This window comes from Lysobacter sp. CA196 (assembly GCF_052078695.1).
In the GTDB taxonomy this organism is placed as follows: Bacteria; Pseudomonadota; Gammaproteobacteria; order Xanthomonadales; family Xanthomonadaceae; genus Lysobacter.
Map to the genome: position 1 here is coordinate 59,057 of NZ_JBQJIN010000007.1, position 21,023 is coordinate 80,079.

General features: G+C 68.8%; 17 protein-coding genes. 9 read left to right on the forward strand and 8 right to left on the reverse strand.

From position 1 onward, the window contains the following. Window positions 1-24: 24 nt before the first annotated feature. The 3 genes from ACTOWK_RS08765 to ACTOWK_RS08775 form a co-directional block, all read right to left on the reverse strand. Entirely contained in the window at window positions 25-1,047 is a 1,023-nt protein-coding gene (locus ACTOWK_RS08765) for an efflux RND transporter periplasmic adaptor subunit (protein ID WP_441329791.1), read from the reverse strand. After that, the gene (locus ACTOWK_RS08770; RefSeq protein WP_441329792.1) at window positions 1,044-2,432 is read right to left on the reverse strand and encodes a TolC family protein; all 1,389 of its coding nucleotides are present in this window, start codon (window positions 2,430-2,432) and stop codon (window positions 1,044-1,046) included. The genes ACTOWK_RS08765 and ACTOWK_RS08770 overlap by 4 nt, the downstream gene beginning before the upstream one ends. A gap of 124 nt (window positions 2,433-2,556) precedes the next feature. Beyond that, window positions 2,557-2,916, reverse strand: coding sequence for a hypothetical protein (locus ACTOWK_RS08775; protein ID WP_441329793.1), 360 nt, complete (start codon window positions 2,914-2,916; stop codon window positions 2,557-2,559). Window positions 2,917-3,270: 354 nt separating this feature from the next. Between ACTOWK_RS08775 and ACTOWK_RS08780 the strand changes: the two genes are divergently transcribed. The 5 genes from ACTOWK_RS08780 (at window position 3,271) to hemC (ending at window position 8,529) form a co-directional block, all read left to right on the forward strand. Further along, window positions 3,271-4,230: a TonB family protein gene (locus ACTOWK_RS08780; RefSeq protein WP_441329794.1), complete on the forward strand. Its 960-nt coding sequence runs from the start codon at window positions 3,271-3,273 to the stop codon at window positions 4,228-4,230. Window positions 4,231-4,352: 122 nt separating this feature from the next. After that, on the forward strand, window positions 4,353-5,048 hold the full coding sequence (locus ACTOWK_RS08785; RefSeq protein WP_441329795.1) for an alpha/beta hydrolase: 696 nt from the start codon (window positions 4,353-4,355) through the stop codon (window positions 5,046-5,048). 13 nt (window positions 5,049-5,061) lie between these two features. After that, entirely contained in the window at window positions 5,062-6,117 is a 1,056-nt protein-coding gene (locus tag ACTOWK_RS08790; protein WP_441329796.1) for a sensor histidine kinase, read from the forward strand. 17 nt (window positions 6,118-6,134) lie between these two features. Continuing rightward, window positions 6,135-6,875 (forward strand): LytR/AlgR family response regulator transcription factor, encoded by a 741-nt coding sequence (locus ACTOWK_RS08795; RefSeq protein WP_441329797.1) that lies wholly within the window; start codon window positions 6,135-6,137, stop codon window positions 6,873-6,875. Window positions 6,876-7,593: 718 nt separating this feature from the next. Beyond that, entirely contained in the window at window positions 7,594-8,529 is a 936-nt protein-coding gene (hemC, locus tag ACTOWK_RS08800; RefSeq protein ID WP_441329929.1) for a hydroxymethylbilane synthase, read from the forward strand. A gap of 1,023 nt (window positions 8,530-9,552) precedes the next feature. Here the strand turns inward: hemC and ACTOWK_RS08805 are convergent. From ACTOWK_RS08805 to ACTOWK_RS08825, 5 genes are all read right to left on the reverse strand, one after another. Beyond that, a complete protein-coding gene (locus ACTOWK_RS08805) occupies window positions 9,553-10,185 on the reverse strand; it encodes a DUF481 domain-containing protein (RefSeq protein WP_441329798.1) in 633 nt (210 codons plus the stop codon). A 226-nt stretch (window positions 10,186-10,411) separates the two neighbouring features. Next, entirely contained in the window at window positions 10,412-11,356 is a 945-nt protein-coding gene (locus ACTOWK_RS08810; protein ID WP_441329799.1) for a dimethyl sulfoxide reductase anchor subunit family protein, read from the reverse strand. Between the two features lie 31 nt (window positions 11,357-11,387). Beyond that, window positions 11,388-12,206, reverse strand: coding sequence for a 4Fe-4S dicluster domain-containing protein (locus ACTOWK_RS08815; RefSeq protein WP_441329800.1), 819 nt, complete (start codon window positions 12,204-12,206; stop codon window positions 11,388-11,390). After that, complete coding sequence (locus ACTOWK_RS08820) at window positions 12,203-12,424, reverse strand: hypothetical protein (RefSeq protein ID WP_441329801.1); 222 nt, start codon at window positions 12,422-12,424, stop codon at window positions 12,203-12,205. Before ACTOWK_RS08820 ends, ACTOWK_RS08815 begins: the two co-directional genes overlap by 4 nt. 57 nt (window positions 12,425-12,481) lie before the next feature. Next, window positions 12,482-15,415 (reverse strand): molybdopterin oxidoreductase family protein, encoded by a 2,934-nt coding sequence (locus ACTOWK_RS08825; RefSeq protein WP_441329802.1) that lies wholly within the window; start codon window positions 15,413-15,415, stop codon window positions 12,482-12,484. A gap of 575 nt (window positions 15,416-15,990) precedes the next feature. On the opposite strand from ACTOWK_RS08825, the gene ACTOWK_RS08830 reads away from it, so the two are divergent. The 4 genes from ACTOWK_RS08830 (at window position 15,991) to ACTOWK_RS08845 (ending at window position 20,986) form a co-directional block, all read left to right on the forward strand. Further along, window positions 15,991-16,959 (forward strand): helix-turn-helix transcriptional regulator, encoded by a 969-nt coding sequence (locus ACTOWK_RS08830; protein ID WP_441329803.1) that lies wholly within the window; start codon window positions 15,991-15,993, stop codon window positions 16,957-16,959. Then, window positions 16,959-17,885: a patatin-like phospholipase family protein gene (locus ACTOWK_RS08835; protein WP_441329804.1), complete on the forward strand. Its 927-nt coding sequence runs from the start codon at window positions 16,959-16,961 to the stop codon at window positions 17,883-17,885. The genes ACTOWK_RS08830 and ACTOWK_RS08835 overlap by 1 nt, the downstream gene beginning before the upstream one ends. A gap of 379 nt (window positions 17,886-18,264) precedes the next feature. After that, complete coding sequence (locus ACTOWK_RS08840) at window positions 18,265-18,600, forward strand: hypothetical protein (RefSeq protein WP_441329805.1); 336 nt, start codon at window positions 18,265-18,267, stop codon at window positions 18,598-18,600. Between the two features lie 265 nt (window positions 18,601-18,865). Next, window positions 18,866-20,986 carry a prolyl oligopeptidase family serine peptidase gene (locus ACTOWK_RS08845; RefSeq protein WP_441329806.1) on the forward strand — a complete coding sequence of 707 codons (2,121 nt, stop codon included), beginning with the start codon at window positions 18,866-18,868 and terminating at the stop codon, window positions 20,984-20,986. Window positions 20,987-21,023 lie beyond the last annotated feature (37 nt).

The following is a 21,023-nucleotide window of genomic DNA, read 5'->3' on the forward strand; positions in this document are numbered from 1 at the left end:
GCCGGCGCCGACCCGCTCGTCGTGTCAGTGCTCATGCGAGGCTCCCGATTTTTCGATGTCGGCCTTGATCAGGAAACTCTGCTCGACCACCACTTGTTCGCCGGCACGCAGGCCGGACAGCACTTCCATGCGGCGCGCGTCGCGGCGGCCGACACGAACGGGTTTGGCGGTATAGCGCTCGCCTTCGCGCACGAACACTACGTCGCGTTCGTCCATGCGTTGCAGCGCGGTCAGCGGCACCGCCAGCGACACCGGTTGCTGTTCGACGGTGACTCTTGCGCGCACCGCCGAACCGGGCCGCCACAGGCCATCGGCGTTGGCGATCGAGGCGCGCGCGACGGTGCTCTGGCTGGCGGTAGCGGTGCCGGGCAGGATGCGGTCGAGCGTGGTTTCCACGCCTTGTTCCTCGCCCATGCGCATGACCGTGACCGGCACCCCAGGGCGCAGATGCGAGGCGTCGGCGCCGAACACGTGCAGATCGACCCACAGGGTCGACAGGTCGGCGACCTCGAACAAGGTGGTGCCTTCGACCGCGACTTCGCCGACCGAGGCGTTGCGCGCCAGCACCACGCCGGTGATCGGCGAGGCGATGGCGTAAGTGGTCAGGCTGAGGTTGCTGTCGACCGTGGCCAAAGTCTGGCCGGCCTTGACGCGGTCGCCGACGTTGGCGCGGAGCGAACGCACCGGGCCGGGATAGCGCGCGGTGATGTTGGCGATGCGGCCTTCCAGCGGCGTGACCAGGCCCTGCACTTCGTGTTCGTCGGCGATGGTGCCGGGGCCGGCGGCGGCGACGACGATGCCGGAGCGCTGGGCGATCGCGGCCGGGATCGCCGTGCTTTCGGCTTCCTCTTCGGCCTCGCCTTTCTCGCCATGGCCGGCTTCGCCTTCGCCGTGGCGGTGCGCATCGCCGGCTTCGTCGGCATGCGTGCCCTCGGGTTTGGCGGCGCCGGCCTTGCCGGCATCGGCCGACGGAGCTTCGGCGGAACCGCCGCAAGCGCTCAGGGTCAGAGCCAACAGGCCCGCGGCGATCAACAGTTCGGGCTTCATGGGGTGGCTCCTGCGGGGGCGGATGGGGCGACGAAGGACTCGCCGGTGAGGCGCTGGATCTCGATCAGCGCCAACTGCGCGTCGAGCGCGGTGTCCAGGCGCTGTTTGCGCACGGCCACGCTGTCGGCCTGCAACAGCGCCAGTTCGAGGTAGCTGATCGCGCCGGCGCGGTAGGCGTATTCGGCGGCGTTTTCGGCCCGGCTCATGCGCGGCAGGACCTCGTCCTTGAGGCGCACGACTTCGAGCGCGCCGACCCGATAGCGGCCGTGCGCTTCGACCAGGGTCGAATACAACGACAAGCCCTTGGCCTCCCGCTCGGTTTCGAGCACCGCCAGTTCGGCCTGGGCGCCGCGGATGCCGGGCTCGGCGCGGCTGCGCGCACCGAGCGGCATCGACACGCTGCCGATCAGCGCGGTATCGCCGCCGTCCTGCAAGCGGCGCATGCCGATCTGCCAATCGATGTCGGCCGTGGCCTGGCTTTGCGCCAGGCGCACGCGCGCTTCGCCGATCCGGCGCGCGTCGACGAACCGGGTCAGCTCCGGGCTGCGGTCGAGCAAGCCTGCCAAGGCGGTGGCTTCTTCGATCTTCGGCAAGGCGTACGGATCGCCGGCGACCCCGGCGAAACCCGGGTCGCGTTCGCCCCACAGCGCGGCCAGGTGTTGGCGCGCGGCGAGCAGGCTTTGTTCGCTGCGTGCGCGATCGAGTTCGGCGCGCGCTAGCGCCGCCTGCGCGGTCAGCAGGCCCGACTCCGGCGACGCGCCGGCGACCAGGCGCTGGCGCGCGGCGGCGACGGTGCGTTTGCGCTGGCCGATGTCGAACTGCGCCAGTTCGATCCGGCGTTGTGCAGCGACGATGCCGAGGTAACGCCGCGCGGTTTCGGCCAACAGGTCGAGACGGCGGCTCTCGCGATCGACCGCGAGCGCATCGATGCGGCTCTGGGCGAAGGCGCGGCGCGCGTCGAGCTTGCCGCCGCGTTCGAACACCGAAGCCAGGCTGAGGGTGATCTCGGCGCCTTTGACTCCGCTGACCGCGCCGCTGCCGAAGACGTTGTCGACCGCGGCGCCGGCGACCCGGGCCGGCCGCTGCGCGGCGAGGTCGCGCTCGGCTTCGAGCACCGAACGCTGGCGGCCGAACAGGCGCAGGTCGGGGTGGGCGTCGCCGATCCGCGCGAAGGCGTCGTCGAGGGTGAACACCGAGGCCGCGCGTGCGGTGCCGGCGGGGTTGGAAGCGGCGGGGCTGGGAGCGGACGGGCTTGAAGTGGACAGGCTCGAAGCGGATTGACTTGAAGCCGATTGGCTTGAAGCCGCGGCCAGGGGAGGCCGCGCCTGTGCCGAAAAGCACAGCGCGGCCGTCAGGACGGCCAGGGCCGCCGGACGCAAACGCATGGGGAGTTCTCCTGAATCTCGAAAGACGCCGTGGCGAACGCAGCGCACGGCGACGAAGACCCGCGCAGGCCGACGCGGCGCCGCAGGGGCGCACGCGTGCGGCCGGCTCAGGCCGGCATCGGGATCAGGCGAAAATCGGTGGGCGGAACGGGACTGCGGTCGGAGTCGGCACGAATGCGATCGAGACCGCCGGTACCGGGCCGGCCGGGTCGGCCACGCGCAGACCGACCTCGAAGCGCGGCAGCAACGCCGCTTGCAGGGCGCAGCAGTGGCTCAGGTGCCAGCGGGCGTCGCCGCAGCCGTCCGGGTCGGCGCCGTCGTCGCCGCTGGCGGCGGCATGCTCGTGCGCCAGCGCCGCGACCGGCCCGGCGAGTTCGCCGATCTCGGTCGCGAAGGTCAGCGTCGGCTTGACCAGCATCACGGCGATGAGCACGCCGAAGACGAGATAGCGGAACGCGATTGCGATGGCGGAGGGGCCGGGCATGGCGGGCATCTTAGGAGCCGCCGAGCCCGCTATACAATTTCAGGCCCGGCGCCGCCGTTCATGTGCGGCCGTAGCGCACCGCCACTGAATGCCGGCCGCCGCGGCCCCGGGGCGGTTCTGCGGCGGCAGCCGATTGCGGCGATAATCGCGCCGCGCAACGGACCTGCGGAACCACGGGCAGGGACACCCAGGCAGTTGTCCGGACAGGATCGGCAATGACGGTGCCTCGGCGTCGTCATATCGTTTGCCTAGTCTGCGCACGTATTCGGTGGTGGCGGTACAGGGGGTTTGGCAGTGAAGGTTGTTGTGAAACCGGTGTGTGGGTTCCCCGCCGGTCGTTGGTCGAAAGCCGGTGTGCGCGTCATCGCCGGTCTGGCCCTGGGCGTCGCCCTGGGCGGTTGCGGTTCCGAAGTTCCCCATAGCGCCGCGTCGCCGGCACCGGTCGCCGATGCCGCGCTGGAGTTGCCGGCGCCGCTGGACGAGCTCGATATCGAAGGTTTGCGTGCGCGCGCCGCCCAGGCCCTGCGCGAGCAACGCATCCACACCCCGGCCGGCGACAGCGCGGTCGACTATTACCTGGCCTTGCGCGACAAGGAGCCGGGCCAGATCGACGTGATCGGTGCGCTCGACGAGTTGCAGCCCTATGTGGTGATCGCCGGCGAGCAGGCCTTGCTCGACGACGACCTGGCCGAATCGCGCCGCTTGCTGGACCTGCTGGCGCGCATGGACCCGCAGGCGCCGGCGCTGCCGCGCATGCGCGAAGGCCTGCGCGTCGCCGAGGCGACCCGCGAGCGCAAGACCCGCGAGGAAACCGAACGCCTGATGGCCGAGCGTACCGACGCGGCGACCGTGCTGACCGCGCGCCGGGAGGCGGCGCGCACCGCCAATACGGCGTTGGCGAACGCGGCGATGAAGGCCGATGCGGCCGCCAGCGCGCTCGCCGCCGATGCCGCCGCGGCGAAAACCGGCAGCGTGTCGGCGGCGCAGCCGGTGGCGGCTTCGGCCGCGACCCCGGCCGCGTTGCCGGCGACGACTTCGGCGAACGCCGGCCCGCCGGCGATGCCGCGCCTGCTCGCCGATGCCAGCCCGCGTTATCCCTTGCCGGCCTTGAACCGCAAGATCGAGGGCAGCGTCGAGATCAGCTTCACGATCCTGCCCGACGGCCGCGTCGGCGCCCCCAGGCTGGTGTCTTCGGAACCGGCCGGGGTGTTCGACGCCGCCGCGCTGGCGGCGGTGGCGCGCCTGCGTTTCGAGGCCAGCGGCCAGTCGCACACGGCCCGCCGCACCCTCAACTTCCGCCTGCCTTCGCGCTGAAGCCCGCCGCGGCGGGCCCGCCGGCCATTCCACGGCCGGCGGCGACGAGCGATTGCGACGGCGGACACGTCCGCCGGGGCGGGAACTTGGCGGGCCGCGCGCTGTGCCGCCACAATGCGGCGATGGAGACTTCCGCCCCCCCCGCTTTACTCGAAACCGTCGAACGCGAGACCGGCCCGTCGCCGAGCTGGAGCGTGTTGTGGCTGCACGGCCTCGGCGCCGACGGCCACGACTTCGCCCCGATCGTGCCCGAACTGCTGCGCCGCGACTGGCCGGCGCTGCGCTTCGTGTTTCCGCACGCGCCGGTGCGCCCGGTGACGATCAACAACGGCGCACGCATGCGCGCCTGGTACGACATCCGCGACATCAGCGATCTGGCCCAGCGCGCCGACGAGGCCGGCGTCGACGAGTCGGTGCAGCAGGTCGATGCGCTGATCGAGCGCGAGATCGAACGCGGCGTGCCGTCCTCGCGCATCCTGCTGGCCGGCTTTTCCCAGGGCGGCGCGATCACCCTGGCGACCGCATTGCGGCGCAGGCAAGCGCTGGGCGGACTGATCGCCCTGTCGAGCTATTTGCCGATGCCCGAGCGCCTGGTCGCCGAAGCGACCCCGGTCGCGCCGAGCCAACCGGCCTTCATGGCCCACGGCCAGTACGACCCGATGGTGCCCTACGCCGGCGGCGAACACGCCGCGGCGCGCCTGCGTGGCCTGGGTTTCCAGGTCGACTGGCACGCTTATCCGATGGCGCACCAGGTCTGCGCCGAGGAGATCGCTGCGCTCGGCGACTGGATGTCGCAACGGTTCGCCGCCACGGCATGAGCCGGCCCTGACCATGCTCGAGTCCGCCGGCGAACACGAACCGTGGCTGCCGGACTTGTGCCGTCTGCCGCGGCTGGTGGTCATGCTGAGCATGGCCGAGCTGATCGTGATCGTGCTGGCGCTGGCGCCCGACGGCACCCGCTGGGACCTCGGCCGCTTCGTTTCCTCCAGCGCCTTCGCGCTGTGGCTGGCGCTGGCGATCTCGGTGCTGCTGTGCGTGTCGCGGCGCCACCTGTCGCGCCTGCCGCCCGGCCTCGGCGGCTTCATCGCCACCGCGACGGCGGCGGCGATCGCCGCGGCGGTCGCGGCGATCACCCACATCATCGACAGCGTCACCGGCATCGGCCTGGTGCCGCCGGGCATCTCGTTCCAGCGCTTCGTCGGCGGCACTGCCGCGGTGGCGATCCTCGCGGTCGGCGTGGTCTTGCGCTACCTCTACGTCAACGACAGCTGGAAGGCCCAGGTCCGCGCCAACGCCCGCGCCGAGGTCGACGCGCTGCAGGCGCGGATCAAGCCGCACTTCCTTTTCAACAGCATGAACACCATCGCCGGCCTGGTGCGCAGCGACCCGGTGGTCGCCGAACGCGCGGTCTTGGACCTGTCGGATCTGTTCCGGGCCGCGCTGGGCGCGTCCAAGTCCGATTCCAGCCTGGCCGAGGAGGTCGAGCTGGCCGAGCGCTACCTGGCGATCGAGCAACTGCGCCTGGGCGAGCGCCTGCGGGTAGTCTGGCGCAAGCGCGAGCCGCTGCCGTGGCGGATGCCGCTGCCGCGCCTGGTCCTGCAGCCCCTGGTCGAGAACGCCGTGCTGCACGGCATCTCCCGGCTGCCGGGTGGCGGCGAGATCGAAATCGAGCTGACCGAGCTCGCCGACGAGCTGCTGCTGCGCATCCGCAACCCGGCCCCGCCCCCGGCCGACGGCCGCAGCGGGGCCCGCCATGCCCACAGCAGCATCGGTCAGCGCCTGCGTTATGCCTACGGGCCGACGGTGCGGATGACCGCGGGCTGGAACGAAGGCTACTATCTGTGCGAACTGCACGTGCCGACCGGGGTGGAGGCGCATAGCCGATGAAAGCGACGAGGGCGGCCATGAGAGTGGTGATCGCGGATGACGAACCGTTGGCGCGCGAGCGCTTGCGCAGTCTGTTGGCCGAGCGCGACGACGTGGAGGTCGTCGCCGAAGCGGCCGACGGCCAGCATGCCTTGCACGCCTGCGCCGAGCACAAGCCGGACTTGGTCCTGCTCGATATCGCCATGCCCGGCATCGACGGCCTCGAGGCCGCGCGCCACCTGGCCGCGTTCGAGCCGCGCCCGGCGGTGGTGTTCTGCACCGCCTACGACGCCCACGCGTTATCGGCGTTCGAGGCCGAGGCGATCGACTACCTGGTCAAGCCGGTGCGGGCCGAGCGTCTCGACGCCGCGCTCGAACGCGTGCGCACCTTCGCCGCCGGCCGCGAGCGCCATGTCGGCGGAGGCACCGAGACTGCGCCTGGGCAAAGCCGCAGCCACCTGTGCGCGCGCCTGCGCGGCAGCCTGCGCCTGATCCCGATCGAGGACGTGCACTACCTGCACGCCGAAGAGAAATACGTGATCGTCCATCACGCGCGCGGCGAAGACCTGATCGAGGAATCGCTGAAGTCGCTGGAAGACGAATTCGGCGAGCGCTTCGTGCGCATCCACCGCAACTGCCTGGTCGCGCGCCACGAGATCGTCGAACTCAAGCGCGACTCCGAAGGCCACGTGCAGGCCGTGCTGCGTCACGGCAAGCAACCGCTGGAAGTCAGTCGCCGCTGCGTGGCGGCGTTGCGCGAGACGCTCAAGCATTTGTGATGCTTTCTCGGGACTCGGGACTCGGGACTCGGGACTCGGGACTCGGGATTCGGGATTCGGGATTCGGGATTCGGGATTCGGGATTAGGGATTAGGGATTAGGGATTAGGGATTAGGGATTAGGGACTCGGGATTCGGTTGTGCTGCGCTCTTAGAGTAGGAGCGGCGCAAGCCGCGACCGCGCCGCTGTCCGCTGCCGCGTCTCTAACCGCAGGGCGGTAAAGCAACATCTAAAGCTTCCGTCCGCTAACGCGGCCGGGTTACTTTCTTTTGCTGGCCCAAAAGAAAGCTAACCAAAGAAAAGGCCTTCCTTGACGAAGCTCCCCTGCGAGTACGCAGCTGTCGCCGGGATTTTTCGATAGGACATCCTTGTCCTATCGAAAAACGGCGCACGTCCTGTGCGCCGCCCTCCGGGTCCACGGTCGTTCTCGCGAGTTCGGTACTGCGCCAAGCTCATCACGGCAACGGCAACGGCAACGGCAACGGCAACGGCAACGGCAAGGGCAAGGGCAAAGGCAACAGCAAAGGCAACAGCAACAGCAACCGCAGGCTGCGTCGTGGCGCTTGGGATGGGATAGGGGCGGCCTTCCTTCGATCACTGGCCGCCACGGCCTTCCCCCCCCCGGCCCCACCCGTTGCGGATTCCGCAACCGATCCGGCCCTGGCGGTGGTCCTGGCGGCTTTTGATGCCGACCCCCGTCAGCGGCGATAATGCCGGGATGAAGACCCTGCGCATCGCCACCCGTAAGAGCCCGCTTGCCCTGTGGCAGAGCGAGCACGTCGCCGACCGCCTGCGCGCCGCGCATCCGGGGCTCGAGGTGAGCCTGGTGCCGATGAGCACCCGCGGCGACGAGGTGCTCGACCGCTCCCTGGCTGCGATCGGCGGCAAGGGCCTGTTCCTCAAGGAGCTGGAACTGGCGATGCTGCGCGGCGAAGCCGACTGCGCGGTGCACTCGCTCAAGGACGTGCCGATGGAGCTGGAGCCGGGCTTCGCCCTGCCGGCGATCCTGGAGCGCGCCGACTACGCCGACGCCTTCGTCAGCAACCACCACGACGGCATCGACGGCCTTCCGCTCGGCGCCCGCGTCGGCACCTCGTCGTTGCGCCGGCAGGCGCAGTTGCGGGCACTGCGTCCGGACCTGCAATTGCTCGACCTGCGCGGCAACGTCAATACCCGACTGGCCCGGCTCGATGCCGGCGATTACGACGCCATCGTCCTGGCCTGCGCCGGTTTGCAGCGCCTGGGTTTCGATGCGCGCATCCGCGCCCGCCTCGAATCGCCGTATTGGCTGCCGGCGCCGGCGCAAGGCGCGATCGCGATCGAATGCCGCGAGGACGACGTCGCCGCGCGCACGTTCTGCGCCGCGCTGGACCACGCCGCCACGCGCACCTGCGTCGAAGCCGAGCGGGCGATGAACCGCGCCCTGCACGGCAGCTGCCACGTACCGGTCGCCGCCTATGCGCGCCTGGACGGCGAACACCTGCGCCTCGACGGCCAAGTCGGTTCGGCCCGCGACGGCCGCGCCGTGCGCGCCCACGGCGAAGGCCGAGGCGACGCCCCCGACTGCCTCGGCATCGAGGTCGCACAACGCCTGCTGGAGCAGGGCGCAGGCGAATTCATCGCTGATTCGCTGGTGGACATCGACGCGGATTGATTCGGGGCGTTGAGCTACGAAACGTCCGTGGAGCTACGGACTGTCGTTGGATCTTTACGCCCATCGAATGCGATCGCCGTTGTTTTGGAGTAGGAGCGGCGCAAGCCGCGACCGCGTTGCAACGGGTTTGCGGCGTTTCGCTCAAGCAAGGTCAAGATCAAACGCTAAGAGCTTCCGCCACTAAAGCGGCGGGTTACTTTCTTTTGTCATAAGCAACAAAAGAAAGGTAACTGCACTCTCAAGGTACAAGTGCATCACCCAAGCGGATCAAAGGCTTAAACCTCCTTCCTGGTAAACCGGCCTTGATTCAGAGTAAGCCTTTGATCAGTCGAGAATTTCTGATTTGCCGTCCGCCTAGGAAAAAGCGGGTCATCAGATGAAGAGTGATGCACTTGGTCCTGGTCAGTGCAAACCAAAGAAAAATGCTTTGTTTTGAATCACCAGCCCGCACGAGCGTCGCCTCCGCAGGGATTTTTCATACGGGACATCCCTGTCCCGATGAAAAGCGGCGCGCATCCCTGCGCGCCGCCCTCCGGGTCTTCTTTTGCCTTCGCTAGAGCGAGGCGACGCACAGCCACAGCCACAGCCACGAATCAGATTGCGGCGGCGCCATCCCTGCAGGAGCGACGTGAGTCGCGACCAACACCTGCCCAGATTGCCGCGTCATTACCGTCATCGCGCGGTCGCGGCTTGCGCCGCTCCTACCCAAGAGCAGCGACGACCCACCCCGGTCGTTGCCGTGAAAGCTTGGCGCAGTTTCGAACTCGCGATGCGATCGTAGACCCGGAGGGCGGCGCACAGGACGTGCGCCCAGCGTTTAGACCGAATGACTCGATAGGACAAGGATGTCCTATCGAAAAATCCCGGTGCCAGCTGCGTACTCGCAGGGGAGCTTCGTCAAGGAAGGCCCTTTCTTTGGTTAACTTTCTTTTGGGCCAGCAAAAGAAAGTAACCCGGCCGCGTCAGTGGACGGAAGCTCTGCTCTTGCTTTAGTGCCCAATCGAAAGATTCACTGAGCGCAGATCAAAACCGCCGAATCAACTCGATCGAACTCTCCGCACTCTCACTACCGCCCCCACCATTGGAATCATGGCGAATCGCGAAGTCGGTTTCGAGTTTCCAGTACGGCCACAAATCCACGTCCAGCCGCACCGACTGCTTGACGAAGGTGTCGCCGTGGCCGCTCTCGAATTGCACGCGCTGGCTCCAGCGCGCGCGCTCGCCGATGCGCTGGCCGATGCTGACCTCACCGCGGAACACCGTGCCCGGGCGGTTGATGCCGTCGTCGTAGAGCGGGGCGAGGCGGTAGCCGGCGCCGAAGCTCAGGCCGACCTGCGTTGGGCCGTCGCGCAAGGCCTGCACGCCGTAACGGGTGCCGATGCGGTAGTCGTTGGAATACATGGCGCGGCTGGTGCGCGAGGTCGCCGGCGCCCTGACGCCGCCGACGTGGCGTTGCGAGCCGGGCAGCAGCACGGTACGCAGCGGCGGCAGGTCGAGCGGGTCGATCTCCGGGCCTTTGGCGCGCCCGGAGGTGGCGAGCCGCCATTCCTCATCGCCGCAGCGGGTCGAAAAACAGTACAGGCGCATCTGCGCCGGATCGCTCGCAATGGCGATCAGCGTCGGGTCGCCGCCGAAGGCGGGGGTCGGCAATGTCACCAGGGGCGCGCCGAGGAGGGCGAGCCCGATTGCACCGAGCATCGTCTTGGATAGGGGCCTGAGAAGGCTGCGATGATGCCATGAAACCGGTTACAGGCACGAGACCGCGAACACCTCGGGATAGCTTCGATTCACCCGTCGGCGAACGCTTGCAGGGCCGCGAAAGCCCCGTCTGGCGGGGCTTTGCGAAGAATCGCGGCGGGTTTCGGGCGCGAGCGGCCGTGCCTCAGTAATACAACGTCACCAGGTGCCGGGCCTCGGCGAAGAACAACCAGCGTTCGACCAAGGTCCCGAGCAGCAGCGACAAGGCCGCGAGCGGCAGCGCGATCGCGGCGGCCGCCGGCGCCGCCAGCGCGATCAGGCCCAGCACGACCGGCACGGCAGCGAACAAGACCAGCGCGATCCGGCGCAGTTTGCGCCCGTGCTTGCGCGCCAGCACGTAGCCCATCTCGCGGGTGAGGTAGTTGTCTTCGGTATGCGGCCGCTCGAACACGTCGAGTTCGCGTTGCGGCAGGCCGACCGCATCGCCGCGGGTGACGGTGAGCGGGGTGCGGTCGATGTCGCGCCAATACGCGAGCTTGATCGCGGCGGCGACCAGCGCGAGCGGAATCAGCGCGAAGGTCGCGAGGCGGGCGATACCGGCAGCACCGGGCAAGGCCGCCAGCAGGGCGGCGCCGGCGAGCAGGGCGAAGGCGAGATACGCCGGTACCACCAGTCGATGGCGCCAGGCCGGAATGGGTTTCAGCGAGGCGTAGATCATCGCGGTGCAGACGACGGTGAGCGCTGCACCGACCAGCAAGGCGAGCGCAGCGACAGCCGGCCAGACTGCACCGATCCCGGCGTGTGCGCTCGTCGCGAACGCCCAGGCCAACAAGACCAGCGCCGGCACATAGGTCGCCACCGCCATCACGCCCTCGCGCGACAGCCACGAGCTGCGCCATTGCGAGAACGCACGCCAGGCGCGCATCGGCTTGCCCAGGTGCAGGGTCGAACTGAGCAGGCCGATGCTGACCAGGATCACCGCCAGCGCCAAGGCCACGGCCAGCGTGCGCGGCGGCATCGCATCGCCGCCGCCGAACTGGATCAGCACGACCGCGGCGAGCCAGGCCATCAGGCCGTAGCCGGCGCCCGACAAGGTGGTGAAGAAAATGACCGAAAATGCGGGATGCATCAGGTCCGGCTCCGGTACGGCAGGGCGGGCGTCATCGCGACAGCATCCGGTCCAGCCAACGCAGCACCGGCGGCAGCTGTTGGGTGTCCAGGGATTCCGCCGGCGGCGCGGCCTCGGCGGGCGCCGCGCGGCGCGGACGCGGCGGCAGGTATTTGTTGGTCGGCTGATAGCCCAGTTGCGCCATCAGGTCGACGCCGCCGCGTTCGGCGACGAGCTTGGAGACCTTGGACTCGGGATCGCCGAGGTCGCCGAAATGCCGCGCCCGGGTCGGGCAGGCCTGCACGCAGGCCGGCTGGCGTTCGGACTCGTCGAGGTTTTCGTTGTAGATGCGGTCGATGCACAGGGTGCATTTCTTCATCACGCCTTCGACCGGACTGTACTCGCGCGCGCCGTAGGGGCAGGCCCAGGAGCACAACTTGCAGCCGATGCATTTGTCTTCGTCGACCAGCACGATGCCGTCTTCGGCGCGCTTGTAACTGGCGCCGGTCGGGCACACGGTCACGCAGGCGGGCTGTTCGCAATGCAGGCACGAACGCGGGAAGTGCAAGGTCATCGCCGGTTGCGGCGCCGCGACTTCGCCGCAGCCGCGTACCGGGTCGGCCAACGCCATCGCCTCGGTGCGCGCGCTCGCCGGCGCGGCCTCGCTCGCGGCCACCTCGTAACTGTGCACGCGGTTGAACCAGATGCCGGACGGGTCCTTGCCGTAGGGACGCTCGTCGGTCAGCGGCGCAGCGAAACCGCCGGCATTCCATTCCTTGCAGCTCACCGCGCAGGCATGGCAGCCGACGCAGGTGTCCAGGTCGATGACCAGGCCGAGCTTCTTCTTCGAGGGCGGCGGCAGATCGGTCATCGTTTCTTGTTTCCGGTAGCGAGCAACCACAGGCCCAGCGCGAATACGGTCAAACCGATCGCCACGCTAGGCATCAGCGCGATCAGCACGGGTGTGGCCGAGGTCGCGTGCGCGGCGGCGTCGCGAGTCGGATCCAGCACGCCGAGCCCGAGCAGGACGACCAAGCCGAAGCCGAGCGCGATGCACAACCAGCCGGCGAACACGCGCGCGGTTCTCATCGGCGATGCTCCACGATGTCTTCGAAGCCGTTTACGCGGCAGCGACGTGTCGCCGATTCAATCCTGCTCATGCTCGCCTCCTGCGCGGCGAGCGCGGCGTGCACGGAATTCGGCGCCGTAGCGCAGGGGGCCGGGTTCGGCTTCGGCGAACGCCAGCGGAGCGAACTGCGGTTCGGACTCGCCGCGCGCGTTCTGCTCCGCATCGGCCTTGCGGATCGACACGCGCAGGTCGAACCAGGCCGCCTGCCCGGTCACCGGGTCGGCGTTGGCGTAGTCGCCCTTCGGGGTGATGTCGGAGATCAGGTGGTTCATCAGGAAGCCCTTGCGGCCTTCCGGGGCGTCCTTGTCCAGCCGCCAGGCGCCGCGGCGCTTGCCGATCGCGTTCCAGGTCCAGACCGTATCGGCCTGGACGTTGGCGGCGAAACGCGCCTGCACGGTGATGCGGCCGTGGTGCGACTCCATGGTGATCCAGTCGGCGTCGGCGATGCCGTGGCGCGCGCCGGTGTCCGGATGCAGATACAGGTAATTGCGAGCGACGATCTGACGCAGCCAGGCGTTCTGCGAACCCCAGGCGTGGTACATGAACATCGGCCGCTGGGTCACCGCGCTGAGCGGGAATTTCGTGTCGACCTGATCGACCTGGGCACCCTCGAAGGGCTCGTACCAGATCGGCAGCGGGTCGAAATAGGTCGCGACGCGTTCGCGATGCTCCGGCGGCGGTTGCTGCGCGCCGTGGCCTTGCGCGGCGAGACGGAACTTCTGGATCGTCTCCGAATACAACTGCAGCACGATCGGGTCGGCATGGCCGATGAAGCCCATCTTCTGCGCCCAATCCAGATAGCCGCGATTGGCCATCTTGTAGTAGCGCGCCGACTCCGGCACATGGCTGCGCCAGAAGCCGCCGTTATCGATGTAGCGCTGCAACTGCTGCGGGTTCGGCGGGCCCTTGGCTTCGAGTTCGCCGTGTTCGCCGCGCCAGCCGGCGAGCAGGCCGACGCCGGGCGCGCGCTCGTGGCGGACGATGTAGTCGGCGTAGTCGCGGTAACGCGGGCTGCCGTCGTCGTGGACCATGCCGGGCAGGCCCAGGCGCGCGCCGAGTTCCAGCAGTACCGATTGGAAGCCGCGCACGTCGCGCGGCTTCTTGTCGCTGCCCAGGTGCTGAGTCGCCGAGTCGACGATGGGATGGCGGATAGCGTCGCAGGCCGAGTCGGCATCGGAAATCGGCCGGTCGAGCAGGCTGATCGCGTCGAAGCGCTCCAGATAGGTGGTGTCGGGCAGGACCAGGTCGGCGTAGGCGGTCATCTCCGAGGCGTAGGCATCGGCGTAGATGATGCGCGGGATGCGGTACTCGCCGTCTTCGCCGCGGTCGGTGAGCCAACCGATGGTCTCGCCGGTGTTCATCGCCGAGTTCCAGCTCATGTTGGCCATGAACATCATCAGCGTGTCGATCTTGTAGGGATCGCCGGCCCAGGCGTTGCGGATCACGGTATGCATCATGCCGTGCGCCGACAGCGGATAGGCCCAGGAAAACGCGTGGTCGATACGGCGCGGCTGGCCGTCCGCATCGACGACCAGGTCCTCGGGGCTGTGGACGAAGCCGAGCGGGGCGGCATCGAGCGCGCCGTTGGGCTGGCGCGTCTTGCCAGGCCGGTTCGGCGGCGGGATCGGTTTCGGAAACGGCGGTTGATAGCGGAACGAGCCCGGCGTATCGACTGCGCCGAGCAGCAACTGCAGCACATGCAGCGCGCGGCAGGTGTGGAAGCCGTTGCTGTGCGCGCTGATGCCGCGCATGGCGTGCATGCTGACCGGGCGGCCGGTCATTTCGGCGTGCTGGCGGCCGTAGGCGTCGGTCCAGGCGATCGGCAGGGTGATGGCTTGTTCGAATGCGGCCTCGGCGAGTTCGCGGGCGATACGGCGGATGGTGTCGGCGGGAACCCCGCAACGTTCGCTGACGGCATCGGGTGCGTATTGCGGGTCGAGGTAGCGTTCGGCGACCAGATGGAACACCGGCACTGCGCGGCGGCCGTCGGCCAGGCTGTATTCGCCGACCACGGCCGGCGCGATGTCGATCGCGTCGGCGGGGAGGGCGCGGCCTTGGCTCGCGGCGTCGGGCAAACCACGCGCCCAACACAGCGCACGCCCTTCGCCGTCGCGCGCGAACAGGCCATCGTCGGCGCCGCCGGGATTGCGGATCACCAGCCAGTGCGCGTTGGTGTAGCGCACCAGGTAGTCCAGGTCGATGCGGTCGGCCTTGAGCAGTTCGTGGATCAGGGCGAACGCGAACAGGCCGTCGGTGCCGGGGCGGATGCCGATCCATTCGTCGGCGATCGCGCCGTAGCCGCTGCGCACCGGGTTCACCGCGACGATCTTGGCGCCGCTGGCCTTGAGTTTGCCGAGCCCGAGCTTGATCGGGTTGGAGTCGTGGTCTTCGGCCACGCCCCACAGCATCAGATAGCGCGAATGCTCCCAGTCGGGCTCGCCGAACTCCCAGAACGAACCGCCCAGGGTGTAGAGACCGCCGGCGGCCATGTTGACCGAGCAGAAACCGCCGTGCGCGGCATAGTTGACCGTGCCGAACTGCTGCGCCCACCAACCGGTCAGCGCCTGCGACTGGTCGCGGCCGGTGAAGAAGGCCAATTCGTCGGGGTTGCGTTCGCGGATCGGCGCGAGCCAGTCGGCGGCGATGCGCAGCGCCTCGTCCCATTCGATCTCGCGGAACTCGCCCTTGCCGCGTTCGCCCACGCGCAGCAGCGGCTTGTCGAGCCGCGCCGGCGAGTAGTGCTGCATGATGCCGGCCGAACCCTTGGCGCACAGCACGCCCTGGTTGACCGGGTGATCGGGGTTGCCCTGGATGTAACGGATCCGGCCGTCGCTGAGCCAGACCTTGATGCCGCAACGGCATGCGCACATATAACAGGTCGTGGTCTTGACCTCGTCGCCGGGCGAGGGCGACAAGTCGATGGCTGGCTCTTGGGGAGCGTGCTTTCGCATGGCGGCATTGTGCCTACCTGGGCGTGTCGCCGCGAGCTTGCGCGAAATCCGGGCTTGTGCGTCGTAGCGCCATCGCACTGCAACATTGTGCAGGTCTTGTGATCGGGCTTGCGGCCGCGGCTGTCGGCGGGCTCGCGCAGTCGCAGTCGTTGCGACCGCATGGGTGTCTAATGTCACTACTCCGCCGGAGCTCCGATCCAGATACTGGTCCCGACAACGGGTTGCCATACCGGCGTCGTCGCAACCTCATTCGGTCGAGGGGAGTCGCTGCCGGTGCTGCCGGCCGGCGACCATTCGAAGCTGTCGACGCTGGGTCCTCGTCCGCGCAACTGTGCGCAGGCCCCATGTCGGCGTGAAGACGCGATGGCGCGAGGCGAATCCGGCCGCGGCCTGGGTGGCCCGCTCCGGCGGTGCTCCGGCCTGCCGGGCGCCCGCGGGTAAACGCGGCGCCGGGGGCGGCGTTGCGGATATTGCGGGCTCGATCACGTACGATCCCCAAGTTCGATGGTGGCGGCCGGACAGCGGCCGGTGCCATGCTAGTTGCGACCCCACCGAATCCACTAGACATCGCCGACATGGAACGTATCGAACGCATCCACGCACTGCACCGGATTCTCACCGCAGCCCGGTATCCGGTCACGGTCCAGCGCCTCCAAGAGGATCTGGAGTGTTCGCGCGCGACGGTCTATCGCGACCTGGCCTACCTGCGCGACTACCTGATGGCGCCGGTGGTCGGCAACGGCGAGGCCGGCTTCCGCTACGACACCAGCGAAGGCGACCGCTTCGAGTTGCCCGGCCTGTGGCTGAGTTCGGAAGAGCTGCATTCGCTGTTGGCCGCGCAGCAATTGCTGATGCGCAGCGGCGGCGGCGTGTTGTCGAACGCGCTCGCGCCGTTGCAGCAGCGCATCGAGAAGCTGCTCGACGAACATGCCGGCGGTCGCCGCCTGCCGGTCGAGCGCGTGCGGGTGATTCCGCACCGCACCCGGCGCCTCGACGAAACCGCATTCCGCGCGGTCGCCACCGCGGTGCTCGATCGCAAGCAACTGACCTTCGAATACCGGGCGCGCTCGACCGACCAGCGCACCCGCCGCAGCGTGTCGCCGCAGCGCCTCACTCATTACCGCGAAAACTGGTACCTCGACGCCTGGGATCACGAGCGCGATGCGCTGCGCAGTTTCTCGGTCGACCGCATCAGCGCGGCCAAGATCGGCGAAGACGCCGCGCGCGACGTCGCCGACGAGGAGCTCGACCAGCACCTGGCGTCGAGCTACGGCATCTTCTCCGGCGCGCCGAAGGGCTGGGCGACCATCGTCTTCAGCGCCAAGGCCGCGCGCTGGGTCGCCGACGAGCACTGGCATTCGCAGCAGCAGGGCCGTTTCCTGCCCGACGGGCGTTACGAGCTGAAGGTGCCGTACAGCGCCGGGCGCGAATTGCTCATGGACGTGATGCATTACGGCAGCGACGCCGAAATCGTCGAGCCGGTGGTGCTGCGCGAGCAGGCCAAGTCGATGCTGGAACTGGCATTGAGCAACTACGGCAGCTGATGCCCGGCGCCGACGCACCGCATATTTCCCGCGACGAACCGGTCGCCCTGGTGCTCGGTGCGGGCGGTGCCCGCGGGCTGGCGCAGATCGGGGTGATCGAGGCCCTGCAGGCGCGTTCGATGCGCATCGTCGCGGTCGCCGGCTCGTCCAGCGGCGCCCTGGTCGGCGGCCTGTTCGCCGCCGGCAAGCTCGAGGTCTACCGCGACTGGCTGTACGGCATGAGCCGCACCGCGATGCTGCGCCTGCTCGACCCCGGCCTGGGGCAGCCCGGCCTGTTCCGCGGCGAGCGCCTGATGCACGCGCTGCGGGAACTGACCGGCGAGCCGCGCATCGAAGACCTGGAGATCGAGTTCACCGCGGTCGCGGTCGACCTGATCCGCCAACGCGAAGTCTGGCTGCGCGAAGGCGACCTATGGGACGCGGTACGCGCGTCGATCGCCATCCCGGGCGTGTTCCCGCCTTATGAATTGCACGGTCGCGAACTCGTCGACGGCGGCCTGTTGGCGCCGCTGCCGATCGCGGCCACGCGTCTGTCCGATGCGCACCGCCTGATCGCGGTCGACATGCACGGCTGGCCGGAGCGGCCGCCTGGCGCGCTGGCGCTGCAGAACGGCGCCAGGGCGCCGGGCAGCGAGGTCGCGGAGTCGAAGCCGTCGATGCTGATGCGCTGGTTCCGGCGCGGCGCCGTCGAGGCCCAGAACGGCGAACAGCCGCCGCACGAGTTGGGCTTCAGCGAACTGATGGCGCGTTCGCTCGACATGATGCAGGCGCAGATTGCGCGCGTGCAGTTGGCCCTGGACCCGCCGGAACTGGTCATCCGGATTCCGCGCGACGCCTGCCAGTTCTACGAATTCTGGCGGGCCAAGGAACTGATCGCGCTGGGCCGCGAAGAAGCCGAGAAGGCGCTCGACAAGGCCGGTTACTGAGCTTCGGTCAGGGCGCGATCGCTCTAGGGCAGGAGCGGCGCGAGCCGCCGCTCTTGGGCAGGAACGGCGCGAGCCGCGACCGTGATCCAACCGGGCGGCGCGGTCGCGGTCGACCTTCACTTTCGTGACGCTCGTGCTGCGCCGGGTGAGGCCGGGGCCCTTCCGCCATGGCCGTGAGCGAACCTCCATGGTCTCGGTTCGTGGCTCCGGGCCATTCGCCGGCCAGCCGCCAGACCCGGCACAGCGCAAAGCCGACGTGCCGCACAGACGACGCGCCGATGAGCGGCACCGATGAGCGGTATGAAGATCGCAGCCTCTGAGACGGGCCGGCGAGATGGTGGGCTCACCGACACTTACGCCCGCTTTCCGGAGCCTGGACATGACCGTCAGCACGCCTTCCGACCGTTCCGCCGATGCCGTCCGCGCGGACCTCGACACCGCCCTGCGTTACGCCCTGGCCATCGGCAGCCTGTTGGTGCTGATGCTGCCGGCCGCGCGCGGCAGCCATGGCGCGATCGGCTGGCTGCCGCTGTGGCTGGTGGCGATGCCGGCCGTGGCCTGGTGGGCCCTGCACCGGTTCCGCCTGCCGTCCTGGGGCCAGGCCCAGGACGCCGAAGCCGCCTTGGCGCCGCGCCGGCGCCGTCGCGGCGCGGTCCAGGCCCGCCGCCGCGGCCGCCCGGCGGTGGTCGCGCGCCCGCTGCCGCGCGCCGCCTGAACCTCGGGCCGGAGCCGGCGGCCCAGACCGACGACCCAATCGGCTCCCCGAATCCGCGCCCCAAGCGCTCCGCCCGCCGGCGTTCAACGGCGGTCCTGAGCGCCCGCCCCGGGCGTCTGCCCCGGGGCGCCGCCGCGGCGCGGTTCGAGTCCGGCCGTGGCCCCGCAACGCGCCAAACCCGGCAACTCCCTACATGACCTTGGGCAGGGCAGCGGCCGCGCGGCCCTGTGCTAGCGTGGCGGCCTTCCTTTGCACCGGATGAGCCATGTCCTCGATGTCGCAGACCTGTCAATCCTTGCTGTTCGCAGCAGGTATCGCCGCCGCCTCGGCCTCCGGTGCCGCACCCGCCAAGGAGGCCGCCATGAACGATTCCTACGCCTGGCTCGAAGAGGTCGAGGGCAAGCGCTCGCTCGAATGGGTGCAGGCGCGCAACGCCAAGACCGAGGCCGAACTCGCGGCGACGCCGCAGTTCAAGCAGCTCGAGTCCGACATCCGCGCGATCCTCGATTCCAACGCCAAGATCCCCGGCGTCGAAAAGATCGGCGCCTACTACTACAACTTCTGGAAGGACGCGCAGCATCAGCGCGGCCTGTGGCGCCGCACCACGCTCGAGGAATATCGCAAGGACCAGCCGAAGTGGGAGACCGTGATCGACCTCGACGCGCTCAACCGCGAAGAGAACGAACAGTGGGTGTGGCACGGCGCCGACTGTCTGCGTCCGGACTATCAGCGCTGCCTGGTCGCGCTGTCGCGCGGCGGCTCCGATGCCGACGTTACCCGCGAGTTCGACCTCACCACCAAGGCCTGGGTCAAGGACGGCTTCGTCCGTCCCGAAGCCAAGGGCAGCCTGAACTGGATCGACCGCGACCACGTCTACGTCGCCACCGATTTCGGCCCCGGCTCGATGACCACCTCGGGCTATGCGCGCGTGGTCAAGCTGTGGAAGCGCGGCACGCCGATGGCCTCGGCCAGTCTGGTCTACGAAGGCCAACCGACCGACATGGCGGTCGGCGCCGTACACGATCAGACCCCGGGCTTCGAGCGCGATTTCGTCCAGCGCACCCTCGCTTTCTATAACGACGAGCTGTACCTGCGCAGCGCCGACGGCAAGCTCGGCAAGATCGACCTGCCGAACTCGGCCAACAAATACGTCCACCGCGAATGGCTGATCGCCGAGCTGCGCGATCCCTATGAGGCCGGCGGCAAGAAATACGTGTCCGGCAGCCTGATCGCGATCAAGTTCGACGACTTCCAGGCCGGCAAGCGCGACTTCACCCGTTTGTTCACCCCGACCGAAACCACCTCGCTGGCGAATGCGGTGTGGACCCGTCATCACCTGATCCTGAACGTGCTCGACGACGTCAAGTACAAGCTCAGCGTGCTGACCCCGGGCGAGGGCGAGTGGAAGCGCGAGGCCTTCGCCGGCGCGCCGGCGTTCGGCACGGTCATGGTCGGCGCGGTCGACTCCGACGAAAGCGACGCGGTCTGGCTCAGCGCCAGCGACTACCTGACCCCGAGCACCCTGGCCCTGGGCGAAGTCGGCAAGGGCGCCAAGGCGCCTGAAGTGTTGAAGACCATGCCGACCTTCTTCGACGCGTCCAAGAACACGATCGAGCAGCACTTCGCCAAGAGCAAGGACGGCACCCGCGTGCCGTACTTCCTGGTGCGGCCGAAGGACCTCAAGCTCGACGGCAGCGCGCCGACCCTGCTGTACGGCTACGGCGGCTTCGAGATCTCGCTGACCCCGAGCTATTCCGGCGGCATCGGCAAGGGCTGGCTGGAGAAGGGCGGCGTGTATGCGGTCGCCAACATCCGCGGCGGCGGCGAGTACGGCCCGCGTTGGCACCAGGCCGCGCTCAAGGCCAATCGCCACAAGGCCTACGAGGACTTCGCCGCAGTCGGCCAGGACCTGATCGAGCGCAAGATCACCAGCACCCCGCACCTGGGCGTGCAGGGCGGCAGCAACGGCGGCCTGCTCACCGGCAACATGCTGACCCAGTACCCGGACCTGTTCGGCGCGATCGTGGTGCAGGTGCCGCTGCTCGACATGAAGCGCTACAGCCACCTGCTGGCCGGCGCATCGTGGATGGCCGAGTACGGCGATCCGGACACCGCCGACTGGTCGTTCATCCAGGGCTTCTCGCCGTACCACCTGTTCGACGCCAAGCGCGAATACCCGCCGGTGATCTTCATGACCTCGACCAAGGACGACCGCGTCCATCCGGGCCATGCGCGCAAGATGGCGGCGAAAATGCTCGATGCCGGCAAGAACGTGCGCTACTACGAGAACATCGAGGGCGGCCACGGCGGCGCGGCCAACAACGCCCAGCAGGCGCACATGAACGCGCTGGCCTTCACCTTCCTGTGGGAACAACTGGCCCAGTGACGGGCCGGCCGACGCGTGAACCGACGGGCGCCCAGGC